The following is a 15318-nucleotide window of genomic DNA, read 5'->3' on the forward strand; positions in this document are numbered from 1 at the left end:
CTCAGGGTAGGCTTCAGGGCGAACCGTGGACCCCGGATGGCCTTCAATGGCCTGTCAGCGCACGGGCACAACGCCCGGCGTTCAGTTCATTTTTTCAGGCCGAAGGCCTGCAGCATCTGCTCGCTCTGCTTTTGCATCTGCTCCTGCATCTGCGTGAAAACGTTTTTGGATTGCTCCACATAAGTACCCATCATGCCCTGCATCATGGGCGACTGGGCATTCATGAACTGCGCCCACATTTCGGGGCTCAGCCCTTTGGACTGCTCGGCCATCTTGACCTGGAGGTCCATGAAGCTCTGGACGTTTTTTTCCAGGTAAGCGCCCATGAAGCTCTGCATCGCGTTGCCGTAAAAACGGATGATGTTGGCCAGCACGGCCTCGGTGAACATGGGCTCGCCGCCGGATTCCTCTTCAAGAATGATCTGCAGCAGGATGCTGCGCGTCAGGTCTTCGTTGGTCTTGGCATCGCGCACCACAAAATCGGCGCTGTCCATCACCAGCTGGCGCACTTCCGTGAGTGTGATGTAGGTCGAGGTCTCCGTGTCGTAGAGCCGGCGGTTCGGGTATTTCTTGATCACACGGGACACGGCAGCCTTGCCGGCAGGCCGGCCGCTTTTGGCGCCGGGATTGCCGTCGGCAACGTCCTCACCCTGTGAGGGCGGAAGGCCGGATGCCGGGCTGGTGGATTTGCTTTTTGGCACTGATTTCTCCTCTGAATGACGACCAGCGTCGGGACGCCGGGGCTCGATACATTCTAGGAATTCTGATGTACTCAATCCCCTTGGTTTACCCTGTGTAATAGGCCCGCATCACACTGGATGCGAAAGCCTGGACAGGAACCGTTTTTGGGAATTGGTAGGCGCGATTGGACTCGAACCAACGACCCCCACCATGTCAAGGTGGTGCTCTAACCAGCTGAGCTACGCGCCTAAGGACTGTTCGAAGCTCGTATTGTAGCAAAGCAAAACGTCTATCCTGGCCTGCCCACAAAAAATGCTGAAAAAAGAACCCTCGCTACGTTAACGGCGCCGCGCGGACCGCACGCCCGGTACCTCGGCCACGACGGCCAGCACCTGATTGAGGCGGCCCGATTGCGCCACCTCCACGGTGAAAGTCATCCAGGCCGTGCCGCCGCGGTTGTCTTTCACCGACTGCGTCTGCACGCCGATCACATTCATCTTTTCCTTGGCGAACACTTCGGAAATATCGCGCAGCAAGCCCTGCCGGTCGGCCGCCTCAACGGCCACGTCCACCGGGTAGACGGCACCGTCGGGCGTCTTGGGCGAGTTCCACTCCACCTCGATCACGCGGTCCGGGCTGCCGCTGGCCATGTTGCGGAAGTTGCTGCAGTCGCTGCGGTGAATGCTCACGCCCTTGCCCTTGGTGACAAAACCCAGAATCTCATCGGGCGGCGCGGGCTTGCAGCATTTGGCCAGTTGCGTCAGCAAGGAACCCATGCCGACAACCAGCACACCGCCCCCCTTCTTTGCATTCGGGCTGGGCGCACGCGCTTTTTTCGCCAGCACGTAATCGTCCTGGCTCAATACAGGCTCGGGCGGCCTCAACATGTTCTCTATCGTGCGCAGCGACAACTCGTCCTTGCCCACGACCTCAAACAAATCATCTGCCGCCTTGAAGCCGAGCTGCACCGCGAGGTCGTCCAGCTTCATCGCCGTCTTGCCTTCGCGCTGCAGCAGTTTTTCCACCGCCTCGCGGCCCTTGGCCACGGTCTGTTCCATGGCCAGCGCGTTGAACCAGGCGCGCACCTTGGACTTGGCGCGGTGGCTGCACAAAAATCCCAGTTCCGGGTTCAGCCAGTCGCGCGAAGGCCCACCCTCCTTGGCGGTGATCACCTCCACCGTCTGGCCGTTTTGCAGCGGCGTGTTCAGCGGCACCATGGCGCCGTCGATGCGCGCGCCACGGCAGCGGTGCCCCAGGCTGGTGTGCACGCTGTAGGCGAAGTCCACCGTGGTCGCGCCCTGCGGCAGCTCCACGATCGCCGCGTCGGGCGTCAGCACATAGATGCGGTCTTCAAACAGGCCCTGCTTGTCGTCGCGCGCGCGCTGGGCGGCCGGGCCGGAGAGGTCGCGCTCCCAGGCCAATAATTGCCGCAACACGGCGATCTTGGCGTCGTACTCGCTGCTGGCTGAGACGCCGCTGTAACCCTTGGTGCCGGCTTCCTTGTAAGCCCAGTGCGCGGCCACGCCGTGCTCGGCATGGTCGTGCATGGCCTGGGTACGCACCTGGATTTCCACCGCCCGGCCCGCTTCGTCGCGCACCACGGTATGCAGCGACTGGTAGCCGTTGGTCTTGGGCTTGGCGATGTAATCGTCGAACTCGCCGTCGACCGGCGTGAAACGCGAATGCACAAAGCCCAGCGCCGCATAGCAGCCCTTCACATCGGCGGCGATCACGCGCAGCGCGCGGATGTCGAACACCTGCTCGAAATCCAGCGACTTGCCGCGCATCTTCTTGACGATGCTGTAGATGTGCTTGGGCCGGCCCTGCACCAGCGCGGCGATGCCGTTCTGGTTGAGTTCGCGCTCGAGCTGCGCACGCAAGGACTCCATGAAGCCTTCGCGCTCCACGCGTTTTTCATCGAGCAGGCGCGCGGTGTGCTTGTAGGTCTCCGGCTCCAGGAAACGGAAGGCCAGGTCTTCCATTTCCCATTTGATCTGCCAGATGCCCAGGCGGTTGGCCAGCGGCGCGAAGACGTGCAGCGACTCGTGCGCCAGCGACATCGGCGCGGTCTGCCGGGTCGCCGCATAGTGGCGCAGCGTCTGCAGCCGGGACGCCAGCCGCAGCATCACCACGCGCAAATCGCGCGAGAACGCCAGCAGCATCTTGCGCACGTTCTCGGTCTGCGCGGCCGGGTCATCGAGCAACTGCGCCTTGGCATCCGCGCCGCGCGCCTGGCGCTGCACCTGCACCAGCTTGGTGGTCTCCATGGCCAGCGCGGCGTAGTTGGCGCCAAAGGCCTTGGTGATCACTTCCTGCGGCTTGGTCAGGTGCTGGCAGGCATACACCAGATAGGTGGCCGCCTGCATGGCTTCCGAGCCGCCAATGTTTTTCAGGATGGCCGCCACCGCATCGGCATGGGCCAGGATGTTTTCGCCCGTGTCGTGCGTTTCGCTGGCGATCAGCGGCTCGGCGAACGCGCGCGCGCGGGCCAGCGCATGCGGCTGGTCCGGCAGGCTGTCTGCCGTGGCGGTCACGATGGAGGCGTTCGCCCCGTGGGAGGCTGTCGGGCCACCGGGCCCGACCACATTGCTTTTCATGAAACTTCAATCAAATGGTTGCAGCTGTCACCCCAGCAGAAAGCCCGTGACGGCGGCGAGCTGGTCCGCGGCGATCAGCGTGGGCGCATGGCCCACGCCTTCAAATTCGACCACGCGCGCGCGCGGCCCGCGCTGTGTCATGGCCTGCGCCGTCTCGGGGCTGAGCAGGTCGGATTGCCGGCCCCGTATCACCAGGGTTTCGGCCTTGATATTGTCGTAGAGCTGCCAGAGCATGACTTCACCCTGGCGCGCGGATTCCTCGGTTTCCTGCTTGAAGGGCACGGCGATGGCCGGGTCGTAGTGCAGGCGCCACTTGGCGTCGGCCGCCTCCGAGACGCGCCTGAGCATGGGACGCGACAGCGCCAGCCACTGCTCGGGCGTGTGCGGGCCGAAGCTTTGCGAAATCGCCCACATCGCATCGGCCGCTTCCTGCACCGACCCGAAATGGCCGGCCTGCCCCAGATAGGTGCCGATCCGCACAATGGCCTGCCACTGGATGGCCGGGCCGACGTCGTTGAGCACCAGCCGGCGCACCGGCACAGGCAGGGGCAAACCAGGCGTTCCGCACACCGCCACGCCGATCAGGCCGCCCATGCTGGTGCCCACCCAGTCCAGCGAAGCTACCGGCGCCTGGGCGTGCAGCTGGCCCAGCATCGCCAGCATGTCGCCCGCATAGGTGCGCAACTGGTAGCCCATGGGGTCCTTGAGCCAGTCGCTTTCGCCGCGGCCCACCACGTCGGGGCAGATTACGCGGACGTCGGCCTGCTCGGACAAGGCACGCGCCAGCGTATCGAAATCGCGCCCCTGGCGCGACAGGCCGTGCACACAGACGATCACGTGCGCGCTGTCAGGCCGGCCCCACTGCCAATAGGCCATGCGGTGCCCGCCTGCGGCATCGGGGCAATTGACATAGTTCAGGCTGGGTTGGGTCATGGTGAATCAGTTCAATGAAAGGCTTGATAATTGCTTGAGAAATTGAGCCGGCGCAACCTGCGCGGCGCGCCGCTCGCAATCCCAACTCAACCATCGTAATTCATCCGGAGAAACAATATGCTCAAAGGTAAAACAGCCCTCGTCACCGGCTCGACCAGCGGGATAGGCCTGGGCATTGCCAAGGCGCTGGCGGCACAGGGCGCCAACATCGTCATCAACGGCTTCGGCGACGTGGACGGCCCCAAGGCCGAGGTGGAAGCGCTGGGCGCGCGCGTGGCCTACCACGGCGCCGACATGAGCAAGCCCGCCGACATCGAGGACATGATGCGCTACGCCGCCGCGCAGTTCGGCCAGGTCGACATCCTCGTCAACAACGCCGGCATCCAGCACGTGGCCCGCGTCGAGAACTTCCCGGTCGAGAAATGGGACGCCGTGATTGCCATCAACCTGAGCAGCGCCTTCCACGCCACCCGCCTGGCCCTGCCCGCCATGCTGGCCGCCGACGGCGGCAAGGGCTGGGGCCGCATCCTCAACGTCGCCTCAGTGCACGGCCTGGTCGGCTCGGCCGAAAAATCCGCCTACGTCGCCGCCAAACACGGCATCGTGGGCCTGACCAAAGTCACCGCGCTCGAAAACGCCACCACCGGCGTGACCTGCAATGCGATTTGCCCCGGCTGGGTGCTGACTCCCCTGGTGCAAAAACAGGTGGACGCCAAAGCCGCCGCCGGCAACATCAGCAATGAAGCGGCCACCCGGCAGCTGCTGGGCGAAAAAGAACCTTCCATGCAATTCACCACGCCCGAGGAACTGGGCGCGCTGGCGGTGTTTTTCTGCTCGCCGGCCGGCAACAATGTGCGCGGCGTGGCCTGGAACATGGACGGCGGCTGGGCTGCGCAGTAAGGGCTTTACAGCAGGCTGCTCACGTGCTCGCCTATCGCCAGCGAGCTCGTGAGCCCCGGCGATTCAATGCCGAAGAGATTGACCAAACCCGCCACACCGTGCTCGGCCGGGCCCTGGATCATGAAGTCTTTGGCGGCCTCATGGGGCGCCTGGATCTTGGGGCGAATGCCGGCGTAGCCCGGCGTCAGCGCGCCGTCGGCCAGGGCGGGCCAGTATTTGCGGACCTCGGCGTAAAAGGCCTCGCCGCGTGCCGGGTCCACCACGAGGTCGTCGGGCGAGTCGACCCATTGCACGTCGGGGCCGAACTTGGCCTGGCCGCCCATGTCCACGGTGAGGTGCACGCCCAGGCCTGCCGCTTCAGGTACCGGGTAGATCAATCGGCTGAAGGGTGAGCGGCCGGGCAGCGTGAAGTAATTGCCTTTGGCGTAATGGCTGGGCGGCACATGCTGCGCGGGCAGGCCGGCAAAACGCGCGGCCAGGTGCTGCGCGTGCAGGCCGGCGGCGTTGACGACGGTGGCGGCCTGCAGCTGCGTGCCGTCTTCGGCCGTCAGGTAGATTCCTTCTTGCGTGCATTCGGCCTGGGCCAGCGGCGAGTTCAGGACCACCATGCCGCCCGCGTTTTCGAGGTCGCCCTGCAGCGCGAGCATGAGGCCGTGGCTGTCGACGATGCCGGTGCTGGGCGAGTGCAGCGCGGCCACGCATTCGAGCTGCGGCTCCAGCGCGCGGGCCTCGTCACGCGTGAGCAGCACCAGGTCATGGACGCCGTTGGCGGCGGCCTTGTCGCGTATGCCTTGCAGCTGCGCGACCTGCGCCTGGCTGGTCGCGACGATGAGCTTGCCGCAGCGCTTGTGGCCTATGCCGCGTTCGGCGCAGTAGGCATAGAGCAGGGCTTTGCCTTCCACACACAGCCTGGCCTTGAGCGAGCGTTGGGGGTAATAAATGCCGGCGTGGATGACTTCGCTGTTGCGCGAGCTGGTGCCCGTGCCTATGGCGTCGGCGGCTTCCAGCACCATGACCTCCCTGCCCTGCAAGGCCAGCGCGCGCGCCACGGCTAGCCCCACCACGCCCGCGCCTATCACCACACAATCGACCTGGTCCATCAGCGGCCCTCGTAACCTTCAATGACGTTGACGGCATTGGTGCCGAGTTCGGCGGCGGCATAACCACCCTCGAGCACGAAGACTGTGGGCAGGCCGAGCTTGCCCAGGCGTTCGCCGAGGCGGATGAAGTCTTGCGGCTGCAGCGCGAATTTGGAGATCGGGTCTTCGGCGAAGGTGTCCAGCCCCAGCGACACCACGAGCGCATCGGCCTTGAAGCCGGCTATGCGCAGGCAGGCGGCTTCCAGCGCCTCGAACCAGCGCGGCACGGTGCAGCCGGCCGGCAAGGGCAGGTTGAGGTTGAAGCCCGCGCCCTCGCCTTCCCCTGTCTCGTCGGCATGGCCGAGGTAGAAGGGATATTCGGTCATCGGGTCGCCATGCAGGCTGATGAAGAGCACGTCGGCGCGGCCGTAAAAAATGCTTTGGGTGCCGTTGCCGTGGTGGTAGTCGACGTCGAGCACGGCCACGCGCGCGGCGCCGCCATCGCGCAGGCCCTGGGCGGCCACGGCGGCGTTGTTCAGAAAGCAGTAGCCGCCCATGAAGTCGGCGCCGGCATGGTGGCCGGGCGGGCGGCTGCAGCAGAAGACGGCGCGTTCGCTGTTGCCGCTGAGCAAGGCAGCGGCGCTGGCGGCGGCATCGGCACCGGCCTTGGCGGCCTGCCAGGTGCCGGCCGACAGCGGTGAGCCGTTGTCCATGGAATACAGGCCCAGCCGCGCGGTGAAGTTGGCGGGCTCCACGTCGCTGCGCAGCGTGCGCACCGGCCATACCGAGGGGAAAGGCTGGCGCTGGCCGTTGCCTTCTTCGAGTGCGACCCAGTCGCGCCAGGCGTGTTCCAGAAAGTTCAGGTAACGGGCTGTATGCACCTTTGCCAGCAGCGCGCGGCTGTCGGCCTGCGGCGTGCGCAACACATGGCCGCGCTCGGCCAGGCGGGCCTTGACGTATTCGGCGCGGGCCGGTGTTTCAAAGCAGGGGACGCGCTCGCCGCGGAAGAACTCGTACTGCGGGGCGTGGGCGTGGTGGCTGTCGCTGAAGAAGGTGAGCATGGCGGCTGGAAGCTTGGGCAAAAAAGCAGGCGGCGGCCTGCGGAGATCAGAGGGTGCGCGGGTCGGTCTTGAGCAGCAGTTCGACCAGCGAGCGCAGGCTGGCCTTGAGCGAGTCGGCGCCGGGGGTCAGCGCAAAGGTGCTTTCGTCCATGTAGAGCTTGCGGTTGATCTCAAGCTGGATGCTGTGCCGGTGTTCGCCCGGGTTGCTGTAGCGGCGAACCAGTTCCACGCCTTTGTAGGGGTGGTTGTAGGCCACGCCGTAGCCGCGCGCCTTGAGGTGTTCGCACACCAGCCGCGACAAGGCCTTGCCGGCCGTCGTGCCTTCGCGGTCGCCCACGACGAAGTCGGCGTGCGCCTCGCCGGGGAAATCCGTGGCACTGGCGGAGGCCACCGCGGGCATGGAGTGGCAATTGATGTGGATGCTGTAGCCGTGCGCGGCGTGGGCGGCGTCAATCGCCTGTGCGACGGCCGCGTGGTAGGGCACCCAGCATTGCGCTATGCGCGCCTGGATTTCGGCGACGCCGAGCTTGCGGTCATAGAGCGGCACGCCTTCGTCGGTGGTGCGCCAGATCAGGCCCTTGCCCAGGCGCACCTTGGAGAGGATTTTCGGGTCGGTCTCCACCGGCCCGGGCCAGGGGCCGTCGAGCAGGCTGACGTCCATCTCGGTGATGTTGCGGTTGGCGTCGAGGTAGCTGCGCGGGAAGTGCGCCTCTATCCAGTGCACGCCGAGGGCGGGGGCGAAGTCGTAGAGCTTTTCGACGTGGGTGTCTTCGGCGCTGCGCAGCACGGCGAGCTCGCAGGCGTGCCTGAAATCCGCCGGGTAGGCCGTTCCGCTGTGGGGAGAATCCAGGACCAGCGGGGTGCTTCCGGGCAGGTGGGTAATAAGGGGCATGCCCTGACTTTAGCACCGCAAAAAACGCCCTTGGGGCGCGGCAAGGGCCCCGCAAACGGGCCGCGCCGCAAGGCCGGCACCACGCGCAAACTTCCGTTTGTCCTACAGGGATTTAACTTTTGCACCCACAAGAGCGCGCATACCTGGCCCTTAAATTTCACGACGGAAATCCAACAACACGCGGCCGTTTCGTTGCTAAAACGTCACGCCGGTTATTCACCCACACAAGGAAGCACCATGCCCTCATTGACCCGCACTTTCTCCGCCACCATCCTGGCCGTGGCCGCGCTGGCCGCCGCCACGGGCGCGCAAGCCCAGGACAGCTCCAGCGGCAACAGCTACTCGAGCAACTATTCGTTTTACGCTCCCGGCTCGCGCTATTTCGGCCTGAACATCGGCCAGTCCGACTTCTCGCTGCCCAACGGCACCGGCGCCTTCCCGTCGGACAACAAGGACACCTCGTACAACATCTACGGCGGCAGCTACTTCAACAACAACTTCGGCCTGGAACTGGGCTACACCGATTTCGGCAAGGCTAACCGCGCCGGCGGCCAGACCGAGGCACAGGGCATCAACCTGAGCCTGGTCGGACGCCTGCCGCTGAGCAACTCCTTCAACCTGCTGGGCAAGCTGGGCACGACCTACGGCCACACCCGCGTGTCGGCTTCGCCGGCCTCGGGCATCGCCTCGGGTTCGGAGAGCGGCTGGGGCGTGTCTTACGGCATAGGCGCCGAATGGGCCTTCACGCCCGCCATGTCGGCCGTCCTGGCATGGGACGAGCATGACCTGAAGTTCACGGGCACCGGCAACCAGCGCGTCAGCACCACCAGCCTGGGCCTGCGCTACCGCTTCTGATGAGCGGCCGGGCGCGTTCGCCGCGCCCCTGGCCACCACGACCCTCCAGCCCGCACGCCTTCACAGGCTGCGGGCTTTTTCACGTCGCTCTGGATTTATCCACGGGAGCTGCGGGCGCCAGCATCTCCTGCAACAGCCAGGTGCCGGCGCGGCCCAGCGGGCGTTGGCGCGACCACACGGCATCGACCGGCACGCGCCGCGGCCAGCCGCGCGCATCCAGTTCGTGGAGCTTGCCGGTGGCAAAGCGCGTCACCATCCAGCGCGGGATTGCCGCCCAGCCAAACCCAAGCACCGCCATTTCCATCAGCATCAGGTAGCTGGGCGCCGACCAGGCGCGGCGCGACTGGGGCAGCCCTTGCGCCTGCTCCATATAAGTATCCAGCCGCAGTTCGCGGAAGTTGGCCAGCACGTCGGGCGTCACATCCTTCAGGCCGGCCAGCGGATGGGCGGTGGCGACGTACAGGGTGATCTCGGACTGCTCGGCAATGGTGGCCGAGCCGACGTCGGGCGGGTAAGCGCTTTGCGCCGCCACCACACCGATATGCGCGCGCCCGGTCTGCACCAGCGACACCAGGTCACCGTGCTCGGCGATCAGGCATTCGAATTCGAGGTCGGGAAAGCGCTGTTCAAAGGCCTGCAGCATCTCCTCGAAGCGATCGGACTGGTAGGTGTCGGACCAGACCACGCTGAGCTTGGGCTCCATGCCGCCGCCCAGCTGGCTGGCGGCGCGGTCCAGCCGGTCGCTGGCGGCCAGGATGTCCTGCACCTTGCCGAGCAGGACCCTGCCGGGCTCCGTGAGGACCGGCTTGCGGCTGCTGCGGTCGAACAGCGCCAGGCCCAGGTCGATTTCGAGGTTGGCAATTGCGCTGCTGCGGTGGACTGGCTCTTGCCGAGCTTGCGCGCCGCGGCGGAAAACGAACCCAGCGTGGCGGCCTCGGCAAACGCGGTCAGGGCTTCCGGGGAATGACGCATAAAGCCGCCTTCCATCTATTTAATCGATGATTATTGATTTTAATGTATTCGAATAAACGATGAAAATACCGTTATGGCTCGACCGGCACATGTCCCCAAGAGCCGGCTAATCCGTCAGAAAGTGCATCATGAGCCTCCAAAAGTCCCTGAAAGAACGTTTTTTCCACGCCCTCGGCTTTGAAGTGCTGGCGATTGCCATCTGCGCCCCCTTGGGCGCCTGGCTGCTGGGCTATTCGCTGGCGCACATGGGCCTGCTGACCTTGATGGTCTCGCTGATGGCCATGAGCTGGAACATGGTGTTCAACGCCCTTTTCGACCGGGCGCAACGCCGCATGGGCTTTGAGCGCACCCTGGCGGCGCGCGCGGTGCATGCGGTGCTGTTTGAAATCGGGCTGATCATCGCGGTGGTTCCGCTGGCCGCCTGGTGGCTGGACATCGGCCTGTGGGAGGCCTTTGTGCTGGACATCGCGATCGTGCTGTTCTTCCTGCCCTACACCTTCGGCTTCAACTGGGCTTACGACCACCTGCGCGCCAAGGTCGTCGCCCGCCATCGCCGCCAGAAGCAAAAGGCCTGCGCCTCGGCGGCCTGAACGCCGGGCAGCCCTGGCCAGGAGCTTGGGCGCCCCGCTCCATCACTTCATCTGCACCGAGCCGGACACGGTCACCAGCACCGTGCTTTTGCCGGCCTCCACGGGGATGGATGCATCGGCCATTTCCGACTTGGCCATCGCCAGCATGCGCGGACGCGGCGGGCTGCCCTGGTCGTTGGCGTTGATGGAGACTTCACGCAGGGTATAGCTGGAGAACCCGAAGCTGCGCGCCACGTCGGCGGCCTTGGCCTTGAAGCGATCAATCGCCTGGGCCTGGGCTTCGCCCTCGACTTTGGCGCGCTGTTCGCGGCTCAGGGCAAAGCTCACGTTGCTCATGGTGAGGGTCTGAATCTTGCCGGCCGTGCCGGTGATGCGCGGGAAATCCTTGCCTTCCAGCACCAGTTCGGTGGAGCCTTGCCAGCCGTTGATCTTGCCGTCCTTGCTGTAGCGCGGGTAGAGGCTGAAGTTGCCGGTGCGCACGTCCATCTGGCCCGGCGCGGCCGCCTGCTTGGCCTGGGCCAGCGCAGTATCCAGCGCCTGCTTGAGCTGGGTCTGCACGACGCCGGCATCGGTGCCGTCGCGCGTGGTGTTCATGGAAATCGACAGCAGGTCCTGCTGCACCTCGACGGAACCGCTGGCCGACAACTGGGCCACGTTTTGCAGGATTTCATAGGGCATGGCTTGTTGTGCCATGGCGGCGGGGACCAGCGCGGCTCCGGCAAACAGGGCGCATACGGCTATCAGGGTTGGAGTTCGCATCAAGAGGACCTTTCGGGGAGTTTTCGGGAAGTTTTCGGGAGCTGGCTTCAGCAGCGAAGCTGAAAAGAAAAGAGAGAAGGCATAAACGTCGGCAGGTCTGGCGCCTTTTTCCGGACTTTTGCAAGTCACTCAACGCCCTCCAGCCTGGCTGCGGATATCCCGGAACGGGCCCGGCAGCTTTTTGTTTACGGCGGGTAACGCCCTGCCGCGCAAGACGCGCAACAGGCAGCCGGCCATTCTTGCACGCGTTTTTCCCAATACCTGTAGGCGCAATTCCATACCTGCTCCGCTGCCGGAATAACAGTTGCACGTTGCCGCAACTTTTGTAACAGTGTGTCAAAGTGACTGAAAAACGAGACATCTGGCCTTTTCCGCCTTCAAAATGGCTCTGTTACAAATTACCAGACAACTATGACCCAAGCTCAACCCAACGCCCGTGCCGACAAAATCCTGATCCTTGACGACGATGCCCGTATCCGCGACCTGCTGCGCCGCTACCTGGCCCAGGAGGGTTTTGAAGTCATCCTGGCCGAAGACAGCAAGGCGCTGAACCGCATCATGTTGCGCGACGCCGTCGACCTGATCGTGCTGGACCTGATGATGCCCGGCGAGGACGGCCTTTCCATCTGCCGGCGCCTGCGCGCGGCCAATGACCGCACCCCCATCATCATGCTGACCGCCAAGGGCGAGGACGTGGATCGCATCGTCGGCCTGGAAGTCGGCGCCGACGATTACCTCGCCAAGCCCTTCAACCCCCGCGAACTGCTGGCCCGCATCCACGCCGTGCTGCGCCGCCGCCCCACCGCCGAAGTACCGGGCGCCCCTTCCAGCGACCAGGAAGTCATCACTTTCGGGCCGTTCTCCTTCGACATGGGCCTGCGGACCCTGCACAAGAACGGCGAGGAACTGCCGCTGACCACCGGCGAGTTCGCCATGCTCAAAACCCTGGTGCGCCACCCGCGCCAGCCACTGTCGCGCGAAAAACTGGCGCAACTGGCGCGCGGCCGCGAGTTCGAGCCCTTCGACCGCAGCCTGGACGTGCAGGTCTCGCGCCTGCGCAAGCTGATCGAGGTCGACGCCTCCGTGCCCCGCTACATCCAGACGGTCTGGGGCATAGGCTACGTGTTCGTTCCGGACGGAACGAACTAGCCCCCACGCTTTTCACTGCGCCTTCGGCTTCGTGTAATGCGCTGCCTCCCCGAGGGGGCCGCCCGCCTGCGGCCTGGCAAAGCCAGTTCCGCGGCTCATGCCGGGTTGAAGAATTCCAGCGGGCACAAACAGGCTGCAACAGCCCCGTTGCCGCGCTGCCCGTGTATCGTGCTAACGTCCATTGAACGCCCGATCTCCGGGCACGTACCCAACCCTTATGGACGCAACCAACCCAGCTCCCCTTGAAACCGCCCCGGCACCGCTGGAAATGCGCCCGCGCCGGGGCTTCAGCCTGTTCTGGCGGACTTTTTTCTTCCTCTCGCTGCTGCTGTTCGGCTCCATCGTGGCCTGGCTGCAGACCTTCCGGGCGCTGGAATCCGAGCCGCGCGCCATCCAGAGCGCGCAGCAGCTGGCCTCGCTGGTCAACCTGAGCCGGGCAGCGTTGCGCTACTCCGACTCCATCGCCCGCGTCTCGCTGATCAAAACCCTGGCCGACGAGGAGCGCGTGCGCATCACGCCGCGCGAGCCCAAGGACAAGTTTGAACCGTTCGAGAGCGACGAGCTCGGCGAGCGCACCGCCGAAGAACTCAAGGCTCGGCTGGGCAACGGTACCGTCGTGGCCAGCAGCGTCAACGGCCAGAAAGGCCTGTGGGTGGGCTTTGCCATTGACGGCGACTCTTACTGGCTGCTCACAGACCCGTCCAAGATAGGCCCGTCACGCAACAGCACCTGGGTCATCTGGCTGATCACGGCGGCGGCTCTCTCTCTCGCGGGGGCGGCTTTCATCGCCCGGCTGATCAACCGGCCGCTCAAGCAACTGTCCTTCGCGGCCAGCCGCATGCGCGACGGCGACTTCGACGCCAGCCTGCTTGACGAGAAAGTCGCCACCAGCGAGATCCGCGAGGTCAACATCGGGTTTAACCGCATGGCCGAGCAGCTCTCCAAGATCGAGCAGGACCGGGTCATCATGCTGGCCGGCATTTCGCACGATTTGCGCACGCCGCTGGCTCGCCTGCGCCTTGAAACCGAGATGAGCGTTGCGGACGCCGATGCGCGCGAGCACATGGCGGCCGACATCACCCAGCTGGACGCCATCATCGACAAGTTCCTGGATTACGCGCGGCCCGAACCGCCGCGGCTGGAGCGCGTGTCGCTCAATGCCGTGGTCGATGCCGCGGTCTATGCCGTGGCCGACTACGACGACATGCGCGTGACCGTCACCATCCCGCCCGACATGGCGGTCCTGGCCGACGAGGTCGAGCTCTCCCGCGTGATTTCCAACCTGCTGGAAAACGCCAGGCGCTACGGCAAGACGCCTGAAACCGGCATCGCGCTGGTCGACATCGCCGCCAAGAGCCGCGACCAGTGGGTGCTGATCAAGGTGCGCGACCACGGCATGGGTGTGGCGCCGGAAACCCTGTCCAAGCTCACGCGCCCCTTCTTCCGCGGCGACGCCGCGCGCACGGCGGCCACAGGCGCGGGCCTGGGCCTGGCGATTGTGGAGAAAACGGTGCACCGCATGGGCGGGGTGTTCGGCCTGGCCAATACCGGCTCGGGCGGCCTGGCGGCGCACATCAAGCTGCGCCGGAGCTAGGCTTTTAGAACAGCAACACCACCGCGCGGGCTTCCATGCTCAGGCCCTCGCCGACGGGGCCCATCTTTTCGGCCGTCTTGGCCTTGACGTTCACCTGGCCCAGGCCCAGCCCCAGGGTCTTGGCGATGTTCGCCCGCATGGCCGCGATGTGGGGAGCGAGCCTGGGCGCCTGGGCGATCACCGTGCTGTCGATGTTGGCGATGGTGTGGCCGCGCTCGGCCAGCAGGCGCCCGACTTCCGCGAGCAGCACCGACGAGTCGGCGCCCTTGAAGCGCGCATCGGTGTCGGGAAAGTGCGAGCCGATGTCACCCAGCGCCGCCGCGCCCAGCAGGGCATCGGTGATCGCATGCAACAGCACGTCGGCGTCCGAATGCCCGAGCAGGCCCACAGTGTGCGGAATGTCGACCCCGCCGATGATGAGTTTGCGGCCGGGCACCAGGGCGTGCGTGTCCCAGCCCTCGCCGATCCGGAAGTTGACGCTGCTCATGGCTGCCTTTGCTGGGTTGTGATGGATTGAGGGACTATTTGCCGCGCCTGTCGAAAATCGCTTCCGCCAGCGCGAAGTCTTCAGGATAGGTCACCTTGAAGTTCTCCGCGCTGCTGCCCACCAGCCGGGGCGCCAGGCCCACCGCTTCCATCGCGCTGGATTCATCGGTGACGCGGTCCCCGGTTTTTTCCAGCGCATCGATCAGCATGCCGATGCGGAACATCTGCGGCGTCTGGGCCAGCCATTTCTCGCTGCGGTCTATGGTGCTCGCGACGCGGCCGCCGTGCTCGCTTTTGAGCGTGTCCGGCAGCTTTTGCGCGAGCAGGCCGCCCACGGCGTCGTCACGGCAGGCAGTGATCAGGTCCTGTATCTGCCCGGGCATCACCAGGCAGCGCGCGGCATCATGCACCAGCACCCAGTCGTCCAGGGTGGCGCCGCCGGCGTGCGCCACCATGGCCTTCAGGCCGTTGAGCACCGTGGCCGCCCGCGTCGCACCGCCGCCCGGGAACAGGTGTTCATTGGCCTGGTTGTAATCGGGAAACACGCTGAGAAACTCTTCGTCGGACGGCGAAACCACCACCCACAGCGCGGCAAAGGTGCCCGAAAGCGCCCGAAAAGCCTGCACCGTGTGCCGTACCATGGGTTGCCCGGCAATCAGCTGGTACTGCTTGGCCTGGGCCGTTCCAGCCCGGCTTCCCTGCCCCGCGCACGGTATCAGGGCAAAAAAACGGGCATCGGAACGGGTATTGGCGCGGCTTGTCGTCATAAC

Annotated in this window: 14 protein-coding genes, 1 tRNA gene and 1 pseudogene; 5 read left to right on the plus strand and 11 right to left on the minus strand. The window is 65.2% G+C overall.

The window, feature by feature from the left end; all coding sequences use genetic code 11:
* Window positions 1–86: 86 nt before the first annotated feature.
* The 4 genes from phaR to ACLV74_RS02160 form a co-directional block, all read right to left on the minus strand.
* Window positions 87–701: a polyhydroxyalkanoate synthesis repressor PhaR gene (gene phaR, locus ACLV74_RS02145; RefSeq protein ID WP_411877716.1), complete on the minus strand. Its 615-nt coding sequence runs from the start codon at window positions 699–701 to the stop codon at window positions 87–89.
* 152 nt (window positions 702–853) lie between these two features.
* Window positions 854–930 (minus strand) — tRNA-Val (locus ACLV74_RS02150).
* Between the two features lie 89 nt (window positions 931–1019).
* Window positions 1020–3278 carry a RelA/SpoT family protein gene (locus tag ACLV74_RS02155; RefSeq protein ID WP_411877717.1) on the minus strand — a complete coding sequence of 753 codons (2259 nt, stop codon included), beginning with the start codon at window positions 3276–3278 and terminating at the stop codon, window positions 1020–1022.
* Window positions 3279–3305: 27 nt separating this feature from the next.
* Window positions 3306–4211 (minus strand): alpha/beta fold hydrolase, encoded by a 906-nt coding sequence (locus tag ACLV74_RS02160; protein ID WP_411877718.1) that lies wholly within the window; start codon window positions 4209–4211, stop codon window positions 3306–3308.
* Between the two features lie 117 nt (window positions 4212–4328).
* Between ACLV74_RS02160 and ACLV74_RS02165 the strand changes: the two genes are divergently transcribed.
* Window positions 4329–5111: a 3-hydroxybutyrate dehydrogenase gene (locus tag ACLV74_RS02165; RefSeq protein ID WP_411877719.1), complete on the plus strand. Its 783-nt coding sequence runs from the start codon at window positions 4329–4331 to the stop codon at window positions 5109–5111.
* A 5-nt stretch (window positions 5112–5116) separates the two neighbouring features.
* Here the strand turns inward: ACLV74_RS02165 and ACLV74_RS02170 are convergent, their stop codons facing one another.
* Genes ACLV74_RS02170 through ACLV74_RS02180 form a run of 3 tightly spaced genes read right to left on the minus strand, consistent with a single transcriptional unit; the run spans window position 5117 to window position 8143 of the window.
* Window positions 5117–6211 (minus strand): NAD(P)/FAD-dependent oxidoreductase, encoded by a 1095-nt coding sequence (locus tag ACLV74_RS02170; RefSeq protein WP_411877720.1) that lies wholly within the window; start codon window positions 6209–6211, stop codon window positions 5117–5119.
* The gene (locus ACLV74_RS02175; protein WP_411877792.1) at window positions 6211–7251 is read right to left on the minus strand and encodes a histone deacetylase family protein; all 1041 of its coding nucleotides are present in this window, start codon (window positions 7249–7251) and stop codon (window positions 6211–6213) included. Before ACLV74_RS02175 ends, ACLV74_RS02170 begins: the two co-directional genes overlap by 1 nt.
* A 46-nt stretch (window positions 7252–7297) precedes the next feature.
* Entirely contained in the window at window positions 7298–8143 is an 846-nt protein-coding gene (locus ACLV74_RS02180; RefSeq protein ID WP_411877721.1) for an N-formylglutamate amidohydrolase, read from the minus strand.
* A gap of 237 nt (window positions 8144–8380) precedes the next feature.
* On the opposite strand from ACLV74_RS02180, the gene ACLV74_RS02185 reads away from it, so the two are divergent.
* Window positions 8381–8998 carry an outer membrane beta-barrel protein gene (locus ACLV74_RS02185; protein ID WP_411877722.1) on the plus strand — a complete coding sequence of 206 codons (618 nt, stop codon included), beginning with the start codon at window positions 8381–8383 and terminating at the stop codon, window positions 8996–8998.
* Between the two features lie 79 nt (window positions 8999–9077).
* Here the strand turns inward: ACLV74_RS02185 and ACLV74_RS02190 are convergent.
* A pseudogene (locus tag ACLV74_RS02190) lies at window positions 9078–9970 on the minus strand (LysR family transcriptional regulator).
* Between the two features lie 128 nt (window positions 9971–10098).
* Here ACLV74_RS02190 and ACLV74_RS02195 point away from each other — a divergent pair.
* Complete coding sequence (locus ACLV74_RS02195) at window positions 10099–10560, plus strand: multidrug/biocide efflux PACE transporter (protein ID WP_411877723.1); 462 nt, start codon at window positions 10099–10101, stop codon at window positions 10558–10560.
* A 42-nt stretch (window positions 10561–10602) separates the two neighbouring features.
* Here ACLV74_RS02195 and ACLV74_RS02200 read toward each other — a convergent pair whose 3' ends face one another.
* Window positions 10603–11319, minus strand: coding sequence for an SIMPL domain-containing protein (locus ACLV74_RS02200; protein ID WP_411877724.1), 717 nt, complete (start codon window positions 11317–11319; stop codon window positions 10603–10605).
* A gap of 411 nt (window positions 11320–11730) precedes the next feature.
* Between ACLV74_RS02200 and ompR the strand changes: the two genes are divergently transcribed.
* Both ompR and ACLV74_RS02210 read left to right on the plus strand, forming a co-directional pair.
* On the plus strand, window positions 11731–12468 hold the full coding sequence (gene ompR / locus ACLV74_RS02205) for a two-component system response regulator OmpR (protein WP_411877725.1): 738 nt from the start codon (window positions 11731–11733) through the stop codon (window positions 12466–12468).
* 217 nt (window positions 12469–12685) lie between these two features.
* A complete protein-coding gene (locus ACLV74_RS02210) occupies window positions 12686–14062 on the plus strand; it encodes an ATP-binding protein (protein ID WP_411877726.1) in 1377 nt (458 codons plus the stop codon).
* A gap of 4 nt (window positions 14063–14066) precedes the next feature.
* Here ACLV74_RS02210 and ispF read toward each other — a convergent pair whose 3' ends face one another.
* Both ispF and ispD read right to left on the minus strand, forming a co-directional pair.
* Window positions 14067–14549 (minus strand): 2-C-methyl-D-erythritol 2,4-cyclodiphosphate synthase, encoded by a 483-nt coding sequence (gene ispF / locus ACLV74_RS02215; RefSeq protein ID WP_411877727.1) that lies wholly within the window; start codon window positions 14547–14549, stop codon window positions 14067–14069.
* A 34-nt stretch (window positions 14550–14583) separates the two neighbouring features.
* Window positions 14584–15315 (minus strand): 2-C-methyl-D-erythritol 4-phosphate cytidylyltransferase, encoded by a 732-nt coding sequence (ispD, locus tag ACLV74_RS02220; RefSeq protein WP_411877728.1) that lies wholly within the window; start codon window positions 15313–15315, stop codon window positions 14584–14586.
* Window positions 15316–15318 lie beyond the last annotated feature (3 nt).

It is taken from the genome of Polaromonas sp. YR568 (assembly GCF_943369415.1).
In the GTDB taxonomy this organism is placed as follows: Bacteria; Pseudomonadota; Gammaproteobacteria; order Burkholderiales; family Burkholderiaceae_C; genus Polaromonas.